The sequence below is a fragment of the Rhizobium sp. SL86 genome (assembly GCF_026672545.1).
GTDB lineage: Bacteria > Pseudomonadota > Alphaproteobacteria > Rhizobiales > Rhizobiaceae > Neorhizobium.
Genome location: NZ_JAPPRJ010000001.1, coordinates 1580413 through 1594392, shown reverse-complemented (window position 1 = coordinate 1594392; position 13980 = coordinate 1580413). Strand labels below are relative to the sequence as shown.

13 protein-coding genes, 1 tRNA gene and 2 pseudogenes are annotated in these 13980 nt (G+C 60.2%); 3 read left to right on the top strand and 13 right to left on the bottom strand.

Translation table 11 applies throughout. The features are described from left to right. Window positions 1-59 precede the first annotated feature (59 nt). The 12 genes and pseudogenes from OU993_RS08005 to rplU form a co-directional block, all read right to left on the bottom strand. Window positions 60-1391 carry a S41 family peptidase gene (locus OU993_RS08005; RefSeq protein WP_268156005.1) on the bottom strand — a complete coding sequence of 444 codons (1332 nt, stop codon included), beginning with the start codon at window positions 1389-1391 and terminating at the stop codon, window positions 60-62. Further along, window positions 1381-2785, bottom strand: a pseudogene (locus OU993_RS08000) (murein hydrolase activator EnvC family protein). Before OU993_RS08000 ends, OU993_RS08005 begins: the two are co-directional and overlap by 11 nt. A gap of 94 nt (window positions 2786-2879) precedes the next feature. Further along, on the bottom strand, window positions 2880-3362 hold the full coding sequence (gene rlmH, locus OU993_RS07995; protein WP_268156003.1) for a 23S rRNA (pseudouridine(1915)-N(3))-methyltransferase RlmH: 483 nt from the start codon (window positions 3360-3362) through the stop codon (window positions 2880-2882). 110 nt (window positions 3363-3472) lie between these two features. Beyond that, a complete protein-coding gene (rsfS, locus tag OU993_RS07990) occupies window positions 3473-3916 on the bottom strand; it encodes a ribosome silencing factor (protein ID WP_268156000.1) in 444 nt (147 codons plus the stop codon). 58 nt (window positions 3917-3974) lie between these two features. Further along, window positions 3975-4639 (bottom strand): annotated as a pseudogene (locus tag OU993_RS07985) (nicotinate-nucleotide adenylyltransferase). Then, window positions 4614-5894 carry a glutamate-5-semialdehyde dehydrogenase gene (locus OU993_RS07980; RefSeq protein ID WP_268155994.1) on the bottom strand — a complete coding sequence of 427 codons (1281 nt, stop codon included), beginning with the start codon at window positions 5892-5894 and terminating at the stop codon, window positions 4614-4616. Before OU993_RS07980 ends, OU993_RS07985 begins: the two are co-directional and overlap by 26 nt. Beyond that, window positions 5884-7056, bottom strand: coding sequence for a glutamate 5-kinase (gene proB / locus OU993_RS07975; RefSeq protein WP_268155993.1), 1173 nt, complete (start codon window positions 7054-7056; stop codon window positions 5884-5886). Before proB ends, OU993_RS07980 begins: the two co-directional genes overlap by 11 nt. A 3-nt stretch (window positions 7057-7059) precedes the next feature. Next, window positions 7060-8127 (bottom strand): GTPase ObgE, encoded by a 1068-nt coding sequence (gene obgE, locus OU993_RS07970; RefSeq protein ID WP_268155992.1) that lies wholly within the window; start codon window positions 8125-8127, stop codon window positions 7060-7062. A 175-nt stretch (window positions 8128-8302) separates the two neighbouring features. After that, window positions 8303-8875, bottom strand: a complete 573-nt coding sequence (locus OU993_RS07965) for a GNAT family N-acetyltransferase (RefSeq protein WP_268155990.1) — start codon at window positions 8873-8875, stop codon at window positions 8303-8305. Further along, window positions 8872-9507, bottom strand: a complete 636-nt coding sequence (locus OU993_RS07960; RefSeq protein ID WP_268155989.1) for a GNAT family N-acetyltransferase — start codon at window positions 9505-9507, stop codon at window positions 8872-8874. The genes OU993_RS07965 and OU993_RS07960 overlap by 4 nt, the downstream gene beginning before the upstream one ends. A gap of 135 nt (window positions 9508-9642) precedes the next feature. Continuing rightward, window positions 9643-9912, bottom strand: a complete 270-nt coding sequence (rpmA, locus tag OU993_RS07955; RefSeq protein ID WP_143127507.1) for a 50S ribosomal protein L27 — start codon at window positions 9910-9912, stop codon at window positions 9643-9645. A 42-nt stretch (window positions 9913-9954) separates the two neighbouring features. Continuing rightward, complete coding sequence (rplU, locus tag OU993_RS07950; protein WP_268155982.1) at window positions 9955-10266, bottom strand: 50S ribosomal protein L21; 312 nt, start codon at window positions 10264-10266, stop codon at window positions 9955-9957. A gap of 309 nt (window positions 10267-10575) precedes the next feature. Here rplU and OU993_RS07945 point away from each other — a divergent pair. After that, window positions 10576-10665: transfer RNA gene (locus OU993_RS07945), tRNA-Ser, on the top strand. Between the two features lie 759 nt (window positions 10666-11424). Here OU993_RS07945 and OU993_RS07940 read toward each other — a convergent pair. Further along, window positions 11425-12132, bottom strand: coding sequence for a DUF3800 domain-containing protein (locus OU993_RS07940; RefSeq protein WP_268155981.1), 708 nt, complete (start codon window positions 12130-12132; stop codon window positions 11425-11427). A 307-nt stretch (window positions 12133-12439) separates the two neighbouring features. On the opposite strand from OU993_RS07940, the gene OU993_RS07935 reads away from it, so the two are divergent. Beyond that, window positions 12440-13372, top strand: a complete 933-nt coding sequence (locus OU993_RS07935) for a tyrosine-type recombinase/integrase (protein WP_268155980.1) — start codon at window positions 12440-12442, stop codon at window positions 13370-13372. After that, window positions 13365-13967: a hypothetical protein gene (locus tag OU993_RS07930; protein WP_268155979.1), complete on the top strand. Its 603-nt coding sequence runs from the start codon at window positions 13365-13367 to the stop codon at window positions 13965-13967. Before OU993_RS07935 ends, OU993_RS07930 begins: the two co-directional genes overlap by 8 nt. Window positions 13968-13980 lie beyond the last annotated feature (13 nt).

Here is a 13980-nt window from a genome sequence, read left to right as displayed (position 1 = left end):
CTCTTCCACATCAACGAGAAAGCCCATCCTGCCGTCGGACAGAATGGGCGCAACATGCCTTAAGGCTTGGTGTTGGCCGCAGCCTTTTCCGGCTGTGGCGGGAAGGACGGATCGCTCTTGCGGCCATTCAGAAGGTCGAGTGCATAATTCAGCTGCACGTCATCCTTGGCTTCCGGCGGCACATAGGCGCTGGAGCCGGAGCCTTCTTCCGTCTCGCTCTGGCCCTGGATGTGACCCGGAAGGCTCGATTCACCTTCAGACCGGACCTTGCCCTGCAGTTCTGCCGGCAGCGGCTGTTCGACCTTGATGTCCGGCGCGATACCGGTGCCCTGGATCGACTTGCCCGACGGCGTGTAATAGAGCGCGGTCGTGAGGCGCAGAGCGCCGGCTTCGCCGAGCGGAATGATGGTCTGCACGGAGCCCTTGCCGAAGGAACGGGTTCCGACAACAGTTGCCCGCTTCAGATCCTGCAATGCGCCAGCAACGATTTCAGAGGCCGAAGCCGAACCACCGTTGACGAGCACGATCACCGGTTTGCCATCCGTCAGGTCGCCCGGTCCGGCATTAAAGCGGCGTGTCTCTTCAGGATTGCGGCCGCGGGTGGAAACCACCTCGCCACGCTCCAGGAAGGCATCGGAGACATTGATTGCCTGGTCGAGCAGACCGCCCGGGTTAAGGCGCAGGTCGAGCACATAACCCTTCAGCTTGTCGGCCGGCACTTCGGCCTTGATCTTCTTGATCGCCTTTTCCAGGTCGTCATAGGTCTTTTCCGTGAAGGAAATGACGCGCAGATAACCGACATCACCCTGTTCGACACGCGACTTGACGGCGCGAACCGCGATGATGTCACGCACAACGGTGATATCGATCGGCTTGTCGGCACCCTTGCGCAGAATGGTCAGCTTGATCGGCGTGTTGACGGCACCGCGCATCTTTTCGACCGCGTCTTCCAGCTTCAGGCCGCGCACCGGCTTGCCGTCGATTTCCGAGATGAAGTCGCCAGCGAGAACACCGGCCCGGGCGGCAGGCGTATCATCGATCGGCGTGATGACCTTCACCAACTCGTTTTCCATCGTGACTTCGATGCCGAGTCCGCCGAACTCACCCTTTGTCTGGGTGCGCATATCGGCCGCATCCTTGGCATTCATGTAGCTGGAATGCGGATCAAGCGAGGAGAGCATGCCGTTGATGGCGTTTTCGACCAGCTTCTGTTCGTCCGGCGGCGTCACATATTGCGCGCGCACACGTTCGAAGACATCGCCGAAGATCGACAGTTCGCGATAGGTCGATGAACCGGCCGCCTGGGCGGGCACGCCCGCGGAGTAGACGACGCTCATGGCGGTTGCCCCGAGCAGCGCCCCAACGATGACAAGAGAAGCCCTACGAATCATTTCGTGCCCTTCCAGTTTCTTTTGACGTCCACCACGGTTTCGAATCGACCGGGGTCCCGTCCTTTCTGAATTCAATGTAAAGCGTCGGGCGATCGGTTTCCAGCGCCAAGGCCGCAGCACTCGCCACTCTTTTCTCACCCATGGCAGCGATCGGTTCACCCGAGAAGACGAACTTACCCTGCCGAACATTCACCTTATCCATCCCCGTCAGGACGACATGGTAGCCGTCACCGACATTGAGGATCACCATCTGGCCGTAGCTGCGGAATGCTCCGGCAAAAACCACCAGTCCATCGGCCGGCGCCGTCACCACCGCGTCGGGGCCTGTCGCAAGCGTCACACCGCGCGCCGGATGCCCCGTCCCGTCGGGATCGCCCCAGGCCCGCAGGATATCTCCCGCGGCCGGCAAGCCGAGTTTGCCCTTCAGACTGGAAAACGCATATGCGGGGGCAATGCGGTTTTTGTCGGGCACTCCACTTTCGGCAAGCTCGCGCGCCTTTTCCCGTTCCTCCGCGGTAAGCTGTTGCCGGCGTTCCTCTTCTTCCTTCGCACGTTGCATCGCATCGCGCACGGAAGCAATCTCACTTTCCAGTGAGCGGATCAGGTTTTCGAGAGTGGTGGAGCGGCTGGCGAGTTGCTCGGAGCGCTTGCGCTCGGCCTGAAGCTCTGCCGCACTGCTGGCGTTCTGCCTGTTGTTTTCGGCCAGAAGAAGATCCATGCGCCGGTCTTCCTCAAGGCTTGCGGTCATGGCGGCAGAGGCTTTTTCCCGCTCTGCCAGAACATCCCGCTGGGTCTCGCCAAGCGATTTCAGATCCGTCACCAGCCGGTCGGCTTCGGCGCGCATGCCGGGAACGACGGCGCCGAGAAGAATGGCGCTGCGCACCGAAGCCAGCGCATCCTCCGGCGAAACAAGCAAAGCCGGGGGGCGGGTTGCGCCCCATGCGCTGCAGCGCGGCCAGCACCTCGGCGAGAACGCCACGCCGGTCATGAAGGGACTTGCGGATCCCCTCTTCCTTAAGCTTCAGCCCTGCAAGCGTCTTCTCGCTCGTCTGGATCTGCTCTTCCAGTGCCTTTCTACGGGCAGCCGATTCGATCAGCGCCTGGCGAAGACTGGCACTGCTCTTGTCGAGGGCGGCAATCGATTGCTCGATCGATGTCGCCTTTTCGCTCGACACGCTCAACGTCTTAGACAGTTGCTCAAGCTCGTTGCGTGTTTCGTCGCGTTTTCTCTGCAGCGCTTCGACGGGATCGGCCGCCGGTGTTTGCACGGTCTCCGATGCCGGGGGTAGGGTACCGGTCACCTGCGCTTTCGGCACACCGAAGGGAACCGCGCTCATCAGCACAGCCGCCAGCAATGGCCGCCAGTCAACCCTTTGCCTGCTTGTCTTCAGCATTCCGCCCTTGAGATCCGTTCCAGCCGCTGACCCTAAGCTGATTTGCCGGCGAAGGCCAGAAACAACGCGCGGGAGGGCGAGCCGGCCCTCTTCCTCAAACACGATGATAGGGATGACCGGACAGGATGGTCACGGCACGGTACAGCTGTTCGGCAATCAGGATACGCACCAGCTGGTGCGGCCAGGTCATCGAGCCGAGATTGATCACCGCGTCGGCACGGTCGTAAAGGGCGGGATCGAGGCCATCGGCGCCGCCGATTGCGATCATCATCTCGCGTTTGCCCTGGTCACGGAACTTGCCGATGAGATTGGCAAAGGCCGGGCTGTCGAGCGCCTTGCCACGCTCGTCGAGCAGGATCAGCACGGAACCTTCCGGCAGGCTCTTGTCGAGGAGGCCTGCTTCCTCGCGTTTGCGCGTGTCCGCGGCCGAAGCGCGGCTTTCGTTGACTTCCGTCACACGCGAAAACTCGAGGCTCACCGCCGGGCCGGCCTTGGCAAAGCGGTCGAGATACCGTGACGCAAGTTCTTTCTCAGGTCCGGCTTTGAGCCGTCCCACGGCAAAAAGGCCAATCCGCATTTCTGCCACCGCATGTTCGTTACCGCGAAAGGGATATCCGGCTGAGCGCGACGCCCAGCCGTCCGATGCGGCTCTTGGCACTGCGGCGTCAGGACTGCCTGATCGGGCCGCTAGTGCAGCGTTCCTTCCTCGTCGGGAGCCGCCCACATCTTTTCGATGTTGTAGAACTCCCGCACTTCCGGGCGGAACACATGGATGATGATGTCACCGGTGTCAATCAGCACCCAGTCACCCGTGTCCAGACCCTCGACACGGGCGCTTCCGAACCCTTCGTCCTTCAGATCGGTCAACAGGTGTTCCGAGATCGCCGACACATGCCGGTTCGATCGCCCGGAGACCACAACCATGTAGTCGCCCAGCGCGGATTTCCCAGCAATGTTGATGGTGACGATGTCTTCGGCTTTGGAGTCCTCAAGGCTTGCGAGGACCACTTCGAGAGCGCGGGCGGCAGCATCGGCGCCACGTTCCAGGCTCTTCGGGATTACGCTGAGCGTTCTCCCCTTGGCGTGTACTGTTGTCAGAGTTGTTCCTTTCGTCACGAACAGAACAGGCACGACGCGAATCCGATCGTCTGGATCCGCCCCATGAAGGTGGCATTGAATGGTTAATGTTTCAAGTGCTCGTCTTAGCGCGTACACCAAGCCGGATCGCCGTCGAACTCAGTGTCGAACGCGGACCATGGATGAAGGTCCAGGCAGGCGGCGGCCTGAGCCCCAGCGAGCGGGCGGCATTTTCATCCACCCTTGCAAAGGATAGCGCCCGCGCGGCCGGCGAGGAGAGGAAGGAAAGGGTGGCGCCCGGGCGATCCACCACGGCGATCGGCACCAGATCGGCGATTTCACGCCACTTCTGCCAACGATGGAAGGTCTTCAAGCTGTCGGCGCCCATGATCCAGACAAACCGGACACCTGGATTGCGCGCCACGACATGGGCAAGCGTATGGGCCGTGTAACTGGTCTTCAGCCGCTCCTCAAACGCGGTGATCTTGATGCGGGGATCGCGCGCCAGATCGTGGCTGAGTGTTATGCGCTCGGACAGCGGCAGCAGCACGGAGCGGCTTTTCAACGGGTTTCCCGGCGTCACCATCCACCACAGCTGGTCGAGCCCCAGCCGCTTCAACGCAATTTCGGCGACCAGCAGATGCCCCGGATGCGGCGGGTTGAAGGACCCGCCGAAGAGACCGACCACCATGCCACGTTCCACATGCGGCATGGCGAGATAAGGTGTCAGGCGCTCCCCCTCCGCCACGTGTCAGGGCCGCGTCTGGCCGGTGCCATGCACCCGGTACTTGAAGGAGGTCAACTGCTCGACGCCAACAGGCCCGCGTGCATGCATCTTGCCGGTCGAGATGCCGATCTCGCCGCCCATGCCGAATTCGCCGCCATCGGCAAACTGGGTGGAGGCATTGTGCAGGAGGATTGCCGAATCGATCTCGTTGAAGAAACGCGACACCACGACCGGATCTTCCGCCAGAACCGCTTCGGTATGGCTGGAGGAATAGGTGTTGATGTGGGCGATCGCGCCGTCGATGCCGTCCACGAGCCTGACCGAGATGATGGCTTCCAGATATTCGGTGCGCCAATCCTCTTCCGTCGCAGGGGTGAAGCCGGGGACCAGTGCCAGCACCTCGCCCGAAGCGCGGATTTCGCAGCCCTTCGCCGCAAGCGCTTCCAGGATCGGCTTCAGGTGAGTGGCCGCAGCCGCCTTGTCGATGAGCAACGTTTCCGCCGCGCCGCAAATGCCGGTGCGGCGCATCTTGGCGTTGACGACAACCTGGACGGCCATGTCGAGATCAGCGGACTTGTCGACGTAGATGTGGCAGAGACCTTCCAGATGGGCAAAGACCGGCACACGCGCTTCCGACTGGACACGCGCGACAAGGCTTTTGCCGCCACGCGGCACAATCACGTCGATCGCGCCATTGAGGCCGGAGAGCAGGGCGCCGACAGCGGCACGATCGGCCACCGGCACGATCTGGATCGCCTCCTCCGGCAGACCGGCCGCCGCAAGACCCTTGCACAGGCAGCGATGGATCGCCTGCGATGAGAACAGTGAATCCGAGCCGCCGCGCAGGATGACGGCATTGCCGGCCTTGAGGCACAGCGCACCGGCATCGGCGGTGACATTCGGGCGGCTTTCATAAATGACGCCGATGACGCCGAGCGGCGTGCGCACCCGCTCGATCTTCAGTCCGTTCGGCCGCTCCCAGGCGGCGATCACATCACCGACCGGATCGGGCAGGGCGGCAATGGCGCGAAGCCCGTCTGCCATTTCGGCGATGCGCTTTTCCGTCAGGGTCAGGCGATCGATGAAGGAGGGCTGCAGGCCCTTGTCCGCCACCGCCGCCAGATCCTTCGCGTTGGCGCTCAGAATATCGGCCGTTGCGGCGTCGATGGCATCTGCCGCGGCATTCAGCGCCGCGTTCTTGGCATCCGTCGTTGCAGTTGCAAGGAGACGCGCGGCAGCCTTGGCCTTGTCGCCGAGGGCCTGCATCATCTGAACGATATCGGGGGTTGCGACCTTATCCAGCATGCGCGGCATCCTCCTCTTGCACCTCGTCCCTGTCGGCCACAAGCAAGCCGGTGATCACCAGGTCATCCCGGTGCACCATGGCGGCGCGCCCGGCATAACCCAGAATGGTTTCGATCTCGCCGGACTTGCGCCCGGCAATCGCCCGCGCCTCGTCTGCATCATAGCCCACCAAGCCGCGGGCAATCTCGCGTCCCTGCGTGCCGATGATGGCGACCGTATCGCCGCGGCTGAACGGGCCAATGACGGCGCGCACACCGGCCGGCAGAAGGCTCTTGCCGGAGGCGAGCGCCCGTTCCGCGCCGGCATCCACCGTCAGCGTGCCCGCCGGCTGCAACTGGCCGGCAATCCAGGTCTTGCGCGCCGTGACCGGTGTGCCGGAGGGCGCAAACCAGGAGGAGCGCGCCCCCTGTTCGATCGCCTGCAGGGGATGATGGGGCTTGCCCGACGCGATGATCATGCCGCAGCCGGCACTCGTCGCAATCTTGCCGGCATCGATCTTCGTGCGCATGCCGCCGCGCGACAGCTCCGAGGCCGCGCCGCCGGCCATGGCTTCGATCTCCGGCGTGATCGACGGGATCGTCTCCAGAAACTTGGCGCCCGGATCGAGATGCGGCGGGGCCGTATAAAGTCCATCGATATCCGACAGCAACACCAGCAGGTCGGCACCGGTCATGGTGGCCACCCGCGCCGCCAGCCGGTCATTGTCGCCATAGCGGATTTCCGTTGTCGCCACCGTGTCGTTTTCGTTGATGATCGGCACGGCGCCGAGCTTCAGCAGCTGGTTGATCGTCGCACGGCCGTTCAGATACCGGCGACGTTCTTCCGTATCCCCCAGAGTCAGAAGAATCTGGCCGGCGACAATGCCGTCCCGCGACAGGCTTTCCGACCAGGCACGCGCGAGCGCGATCTGCCCGACGGCTGCCGCCGCCTGGCTTTCTTCCAGCTTCAGCGCGCCCGGTGCCAGCCCGAGAACGGTGCGTCCGAGCGCGATCGCCCCGGAAGAAACGACCAGCACTTCGACATTCTGGGCCCGGAGTGCCGCGATATCGGCACAAACCGAATGCAGCCACGCCGATTTCAACCCCGTGCTGCGGTCCACCAGAAGCGCCGAGCCGATCTTGATGACGATCCGGCGATGCGCGTTCAAAGCCTTGCGGGACATGGATCAGCCCTCATCCTCGGCGTCGGTATCAGTGTCTTCGGTGGGCGCAAAACGGCTGCGGTCGGGCAGGGCCGTCTCCTCGCTCGATTCGACGATGACATCACGCAGCGCACGCAACGCCTCCGTCACGCCCATATGGGCGGCCGCCGATAGAAGAAGCGGCGGCTTGCCGCAGGCCTTCTGCAACTCCTTGGCCTTCTTTTTCACCTCGGCCGGCTCAAGCACGTCGATCTGCGAGAGCGCAACGATTTCCGGTTTGTCTTCCAGACCGCCGCCATAGGCTTCCAGCTCGTGTTTGACCGTCTTATAGGCCTTGCCGACATGTTCTTCCTGGGCGGAGACCAGATGCAGCAGCACCCGCGTGCGTTCCACATGGCCAAGGAACCGGTCGCCGATGCCGACACCTTCATGCGCGCCTTCGATCAGCCCCGGAATATCGGCGAGCACGAATTCGCGCCCGTCGATGGTGGCAACGCCCAGATTGGGATGCAGCGTCGTGAAGGGATAATTGGCGATCTTCGGCCGCGCACGGGTGACCGTGGCAAGGAACGTGGATTTGCCGGCATTCGGGAGACCGACGAGGCCAGCATCGGCAATCAGCTTCAGCCGCAGCCAGATCGTTTTTTCGACACCCGGCAGGCCGGGATTGGCCCAATCGGGCGCCTGATTGGTGGAGGTCTTGAAATAGGCATTGCCGAAACCGCCATTGCCGCCGGCGGCCAGACGAAACCGCTGGCCTTCCTTCGTCAGGTCGCAGATCAGCGTCTCATTGTCTTCTTCGAAGATCTGGGTGCCGACAGGCACCTTCATGGTGATGCTGGCGCCATTGGCACCCGTGCGGTTGCGGCCCATGCCGTGAATGCCGGTGCCCGCCTTGTAATGCTGCTGGAAGCGGTAGTCGATCAGCGTGTTGAGGCCATTCACCGCCTCGACCCACACATCGCCGCCGCGTCCGCCATCGCCGCCATCCGGGCCACCGAACTCGATGAACTTCTCGCGGCGGAAGGAGACGGCGCCTGCGCCACCATCTCCGGAGCGAATGAATACTTTTGCCTCGTCGAGGAATTTCATGGGTTCTGCCCGTTCGTCATGCGGTTGATCGAGACGATAACCAGATTGCTTTTCAGGGTTTTCGTTATCGTCGCTTTGCTGTCACGTCAAAGCCTATCGTCGGCGCCGGTGCCTTCGACGCAAGATCATACGGTCCGGATGGCAGGATCTGCCATCCGGAGAGGTCAGGACAACCTCATGGTCGGCGAAGATATTCCGCCGTCAATCGCGTTTCCAGATGCGGCACCATGGCATTGCGGGCCATGCTGAAGACGTCCGAGCACTTCAGGATCTGGAAACCGAGCTTTTCCTGGATCCGCAGCGAACCGGCATTATCGGCAAAGGCGCCGGAAAACAGCGTCTCTTGCGGCATGCGGCGGAAGAAGCGGTCCATGACCGCGCCCACCGCCTCGGTCATCACCCCCTGGCCCCAGTAGAACCGGTTCAGCCAGTAACCGAGATGCCATTCGCCCCGCTGCAGCTCCACCGAGATGCAGCCGATATGCACTCCGTCCCCCTCGGTGATGGCGAAATACCAGTCACCGGTGGCATGGATGCAGTTGAGCCAGTCCACCGCATCGCTGTGGCTGTAGGGCACCGGCACGCGTGCCAGCATGCGCGTGACCTGCCAGTCGCTGAGCGACGTGGTGATGGCATCCGCATCGCTCATCTGGTGCGATCTCAGCACCAGACGCCTTGTCTCGATGATCGGGCAGGGGCCGAGCGTGCCGCTTGTCGCGCGGGGGCGGTTCATCTGCGAAGCAGTCATCGCATGTCCCCCCAGCTCTTCAAGGACATCCATGTCTTGCGGTCGAGCCGGAACCATTCGACCGGCACCATGCCGCCAAGCGCCAGAGACCCGACCATGCCGGACCCCTGGAACTGGAAACCGCACTTCTGGATGACCCGCCGCGAGGCGATGTTGGTGACCCGGCAGCGTGCATCGATCTGATCGATGTCGCGGGTGCGGAACGCCATGTCGATCAGCGCATGCGCCGCTTCCGTGGCATAACCCTTGTTCCAGTGAGGTTCGCCCAGCCAGTAGCCGATCTCGAGCGTGAGGTCGTCATTGGCATGCGGCTCCAGCGCGCAGCAACCGAGAAAGGCGCCGTTATCGGCTCGGGTAATGGCATAGACGCACTTGCCAATCTCGCCGGCTTTCGTACGTCGTACGAAATCGGCGGCGTCTTTTGCCGTGTAGGGATGCGGCATACGCGACACCATGGTCGCGATATTGGCGTTGTTGGCGAGATGGGAAAGGGCGTCGATGTCTTCTTCGTGGGGGGCGCGCAGAACCAGTCTCTGCGACAATAAGACGGGGCAATCGCTCCTTAACCGTTGCGGTCTCAACCGCTCTTCGGGCGACCGGCTCTGGCCGCTCCGTAACATTTCGCCTTGCATGGTTCAGTCCTCCTTTTGGACAAAGAAAAAGGGAAGGTGGGTGGCGCCCCATCTCCCCTGTTTTCTTGACTGAACCTTTTGCGGGTATTCAGCCGGGTCGATGAGACGCCGGCTGTTTTAACGCGCTACCGGCTTTTATTCCGCGGCTTCCGCTTTCGGCATCACAGACACGTACACGCGGCCATTGGCCTTGGTACGGTAGTCGACGTTACCGGCGGTGAGCGCAAAAATGGTGTAGTCCTTGCCGAGGCCAACATTGGCGCCCGGATGCCACTGCGTGCCGCGCTGGCGCACGATGATGTTGCCGGCAACGACCGATTCGCCGCCGAACTTCTTCACGCCAAGGCGCTTGGAATTGGAATCGCGACCGTTGCGCGAGGAACCGCCAGCTTTTTTATGTGCCATGGGAGTTCTCCTTTAAATCTCTCGAAAATCCTAAAAGACCGATCAGGCGCTGATCGCGGTGATGCGAACGACCGTGTGATGCTGGCGATGGCCGCGAATCCGCTTGGAATTCTGGCGACGACGCTTCTTGAAGGAGAGAACCTTCTTGCCACGGTTATGCTCGACCACTTCAGCCTTGACGACGGCGCCAACCACGAAGGGCGCGCCGATCTTGGCATCGGCGCCTTCGCCGATGATCAGGACTTCGTTGAATTCGACGACTTCGCCTGCAGCAACGTCGAGCTTCTCGATCGTCACAACATCGTCAGCCGCTACGCGGTACTGCTTACCGCCGGTCTTGATGACTGCGAACATTTTTTATCCTTTCATGTTCGATCCGGCTCTTTCCGCACGGGCGGAAGGCCGTCTTTTTATCAGTCCACGTTTGAGCAGGATTACAAAAGAAGAACTCTTTTGAACCGGTCTGCCGGTGAAACCGAAGCCTCGCCGGCTCCGGACAATCTGCGCCGGACGGATTACCCCATACCGGAACGTGCGGGGGATAATTCAGCCCCTCCTTGCTGTCAAGGAAAAAGACTGGAAAGACTGCGATTTCTCCCTTGCCACCCGCCCCGTTCATCGCTATGTAGCGCTCCGCACCGCCTGGTGCCGACCAGATTACCCGGAGAGGTGGCTGAGTGGTCGAAAGCACCGCACTCGAAATGCGGCATACGGGCAACCGTATCGTGGGTTCGAATCCCACCCTCTCCGCCATCATGGACCCTTGGGGTGCAAGGGTTTTTCAGCTATGAGTGTGTTCCTTCTGCTTTGACTGTAGGTGCCGAAATTGTCTCAGGCCACGCTTGAGGCACTTCAGAGTTTGAGTCGTTGCGAAGGCCGTGAGCTTCTTTTGTATAAAGACGATTCGACTCGAAGATTCTTGACAGCGGACCGATGATTCGCTAAATGTCAAGGGCTGCGAAAGCAGTTCCTCCGAGCCTTAATGGCTTTGGATATGGCTTCTGGCCCCGTGAGCCCGTTAATCACGGGGCAAACTTTCTCAAGGTATCGATTTAAATCCGTGAGTGGTTCTCTTGAACTCGCTTACTGGTAGTGGATATGCTGAAGAGAACTTCCACCCTGAAGGTCGTCCTTCGACTAACTTTAGTGGTTCCAGCCAGACAACGTAGCAATGCTTGTAGCAGTAGTATGCTCTCTTCCATCTAGGCGGTGGTGTCTTTTCTTTGCAAACGAACTGTGCATCGCTTTTGAGTAACAGCTCTTTTATCCAGTAAATTCGCTCGATGCGTTCGATCGCAACTTTGCTTTTGTCATAAGCAAGTCGTGCCCTGTCGGGCGAAGTTCTGAAGGCGTGCTCATATCTGTCAGCATAGAATACAACATCTAAGCCATCATGCGTTTTTAAGGACCCGCGCTCCTTTCCGCCCAAATATTCATTGGCATAGATCGTTTTGCCAAATTCGTAGCACGCTTCACTGTCCATACTTGCCAGATCAAGAAGTGCAGGGAGGGTCATCCGTCAAGCCTATGGCCGCCCAGGGCGATTCGGAAGATGTTGAATTTTGAAAAGGCAGGAGAACGAGAGGGTGCTGAAAGCGGAGCCACGTTCCTAGATTGAACCAGGTGTCGGATCATATCGGCTTTTGGGGTTCCGACCTCTGTTCCATTGGCGTCTGCCGCAACTGCACCGGTGAGGATGTCACACAGCTGAGCGATACTGGATTGCGATGAATCTATACTCGTCAAATTGCTAATCGAGATCGCTCGGGGCTGACCGAAATTTCTAAGGACGCTATGTAGTTTCGGAAGTCTCTTCATGTCTGAGTTGTTTTTGAAGTCGAGTAAAATATTATAATCGTTGTCAGGATGTAGCCACTTCTCAATCATTTCGTAATAAAATTTATAAAATCCCAGCTCCCTGTCGCCGTCGTGAAACTTACTGTAGTCTACAGATCTTTGATCAACAATAATTGCGCGGTAGTTAATATGTGGGTTATTCCAGAAGTAGTCTGAAATTTGTTTATAAGCTTCGAGTTTCTTAAGGCTGACGCGCGACCACTTGAGCTCCGCGCCCACGCCTGCTTTTTTTTTGAGAGCACTCAGGTCCTTGCTGATAGCATCACGGAACTCTCTCTGGATCCAGAGGCCGCCTATCACTGCAAACTGGCAGCCAATACCTCCGGAGTGCCGACTTTCATCGCAATATACTGTATAATTCACTTCCAGCGCTTCCAAGTTTGCAGGCGAGTCGATCTATGTCTATTGCTCTCATATAGCACCACGAGTATTGAATGCACCTTAAATTCTAGTTCAGCAACCTCCGATAGTCAGCTCGCTTGCTTCCGTGAGTTTAGTCGTATTCTGCTTCAACTGCTGTCCAGGGACGAAACAGTCCGCAAAGGGCCAGCCGCGGCAGGCATTTTCGGAATGTGAGCTCTATAGTCCATCAGCGTCAGTGCCGGGATAACCCTTGGCTCCCCTCCAGGGGCGTCCTACGCGTGACCCTCAACATCGTTTGGAGGTCACCATGGCGACGATCCGGAAGCTCAGAGGACGCTGGCAAGCTCAGGTGCGTCGGCGTGGTATGAAGCCCCGCTGCAAGTCCTTTGACAGCAAGCAGGAAGCCGAGAAGTGGGCGCGTGATCTGGAAGCTCAGGTCGATCGCTTCGGTGCTGCTCCAGATACCAAGATTCTCGAAAGCACGACACTCGGGCAGCTCCTGGAGCGCTACCAGCGCGAGATCTCGCCCACCAAGCGCGGGTCCGTTCAGGAGATCCAGCGGATCGACGTGCTGCGTCGTCATCATCTCGCTTACCGGACGCTGATCGGACTGAGCCAACAGGATATCGCGTCTTTCCGCGATGAGCGGCTCCAGTCGGTGGCTCCATCTACGACCGTCCGCGAGCTTGCGATCCTGAGCCACGTCCTTGAGGTGGCGATCCGCGATTGGGGTCTGCCGCTCGCAAAGAATGTGGTGAAGCTGGTTCGTCGTCCGGTGATCCGCAATGAGCGCAGCCGCAGACTGTCCGGCGACGAAGAGCAACGGCTTCTCGATGGATGCGACGGCGGACAGATACCATACCTCAAGACGCTGCTGATCCTCGCCATTGAGACAGGGATGCGTCGAGGGGAGATCCTTGGTCTGCGCTGGTCCGACATCTCGCACAATCGACGGGTGATCACGCTTACCTTGACCAAAAACGGCTCGGGTCGCGAGGTGCCATTGTCTCAGCGGGCATTCGACGCGCTGATGGATTGGAAGGAACGAGCGCCGGCAGACCAATCGACGGTCTTTCCCATGACACCGGGAGCTTTGGAGCAGGCGTGGCGTCGATTACTCATCAGGGTGGGCATAAAGCAGTTGCGCTTTCATGACTTGCGCCACGAGGGGGTTAGCCGCATCTCCATCTCGGCCGGAGAGGAAGACGCTGACGCTGAGCTTGTTGCCCAAGATGCGTGAACCCGAAGTCATTAACGCTGTGGCACCTGTCGACAGTCAGAGTGCGATCATCGAGGATGCCCGGCGGCGGGTCGCCGAGGGCGATACGATTTTGCTCCGCTTTACCGACGGCGGCACTGGTCGCTTCATCCGCTACACCATTCGAGGGCTCGAAAACGATCCTTCTAAGGGCGTCATCGCAACGACCGACCCACGCGCCGCCTGCCTCATCGGCAAGGGCGTCGGTGACGCCGTTGACCTTGAGCTGCCGACTGCCCGTCGCCAGGCAGTCATTGAGAAGATCTGGCAAGACGAGGAGCGACAACCCCTCGCGCCCGCGAAGCCCAAGACGGCGCAAGCCAGACAAATCATCGACGTGGCGAGCCGACAGGTCGAGCCAGGCGATCTTTTGCTGCTCTACTCGAAGGATGGTGGGAAGAGGTTGTCTTTCTATCATCGCGTGCCTCCCGACTTGGAGAGGGCACAGGGGCCATCACCAGCGACAGCAGACAAGCGGGTGGAAAACTTGCTCGGCAAGCGCGTGGGGGACGAGTTTGTTATGCGCCTGGGTTCCGCCGACAAGCTTGTAAAGATACACCGGATCATGAAGCCATAGCTGCGGCCCTGCC

What these genes read in the sequence shown, in the direction of transcription:
- OU993_RS08005 (WP_268156005.1), bottom strand. Translation starts at nt 1,391, where the DNA reads ATGATTCGTAGGGCTTCTCTTGTCATCGTTGGGGCGCTGCTCGGGGCA.
- rlmH (WP_268156003.1), bottom strand. Translation starts at nt 3,362, where the DNA reads ATGCGGATTGGCCTTTTTGCCGTGGGACGGCTCAAAGCCGGACCTGAG.
- OU993_RS07980 (WP_268155994.1), bottom strand. Translation starts at nt 5,894, where the DNA reads ATGCTGGATAAGGTCGCAACCCCCGATATCGTTCAGATGATGCAGGCC.
- proB (WP_268155993.1), bottom strand. Translation starts at nt 7,056, where the DNA reads ATGTCCCGCAAGGCTTTGAACGCGCATCGCCGGATCGTCATCAAGATC.
- obgE (WP_268155992.1), bottom strand. Translation starts at nt 8,127, where the DNA reads ATGAAATTCCTCGACGAGGCAAAAGTATTCATTCGCTCCGGAGATGGT.
- OU993_RS07965 (WP_268155990.1), bottom strand. Translation starts at nt 8,875, where the DNA reads ATGACTGCTTCGCAGATGAACCGCCCCCGCGCGACAAGCGGCACGCTC.
- OU993_RS07960 (WP_268155989.1), bottom strand. Translation starts at nt 9,507, where the DNA reads ATGCAAGGCGAAATGTTACGGAGCGGCCAGAGCCGGTCGCCCGAAGAG.
- rpmA (WP_143127507.1), bottom strand. Translation starts at nt 9,912, where the DNA reads ATGGCACATAAAAAAGCTGGCGGTTCCTCGCGCAACGGTCGCGATTCC.
- rplU (WP_268155982.1), bottom strand. Translation starts at nt 10,266, where the DNA reads ATGTTCGCAGTCATCAAGACCGGCGGTAAGCAGTACCGCGTAGCGGCT.
- OU993_RS07935 (WP_268155980.1), top strand. Translation starts at nt 12,440, where the DNA reads ATGGCGACGATCCGGAAGCTCAGAGGACGCTGGCAAGCTCAGGTGCGT.
- OU993_RS07930 (WP_268155979.1), top strand. Translation starts at nt 13,365, where the DNA reads ATGCGTGAACCCGAAGTCATTAACGCTGTGGCACCTGTCGACAGTCAG.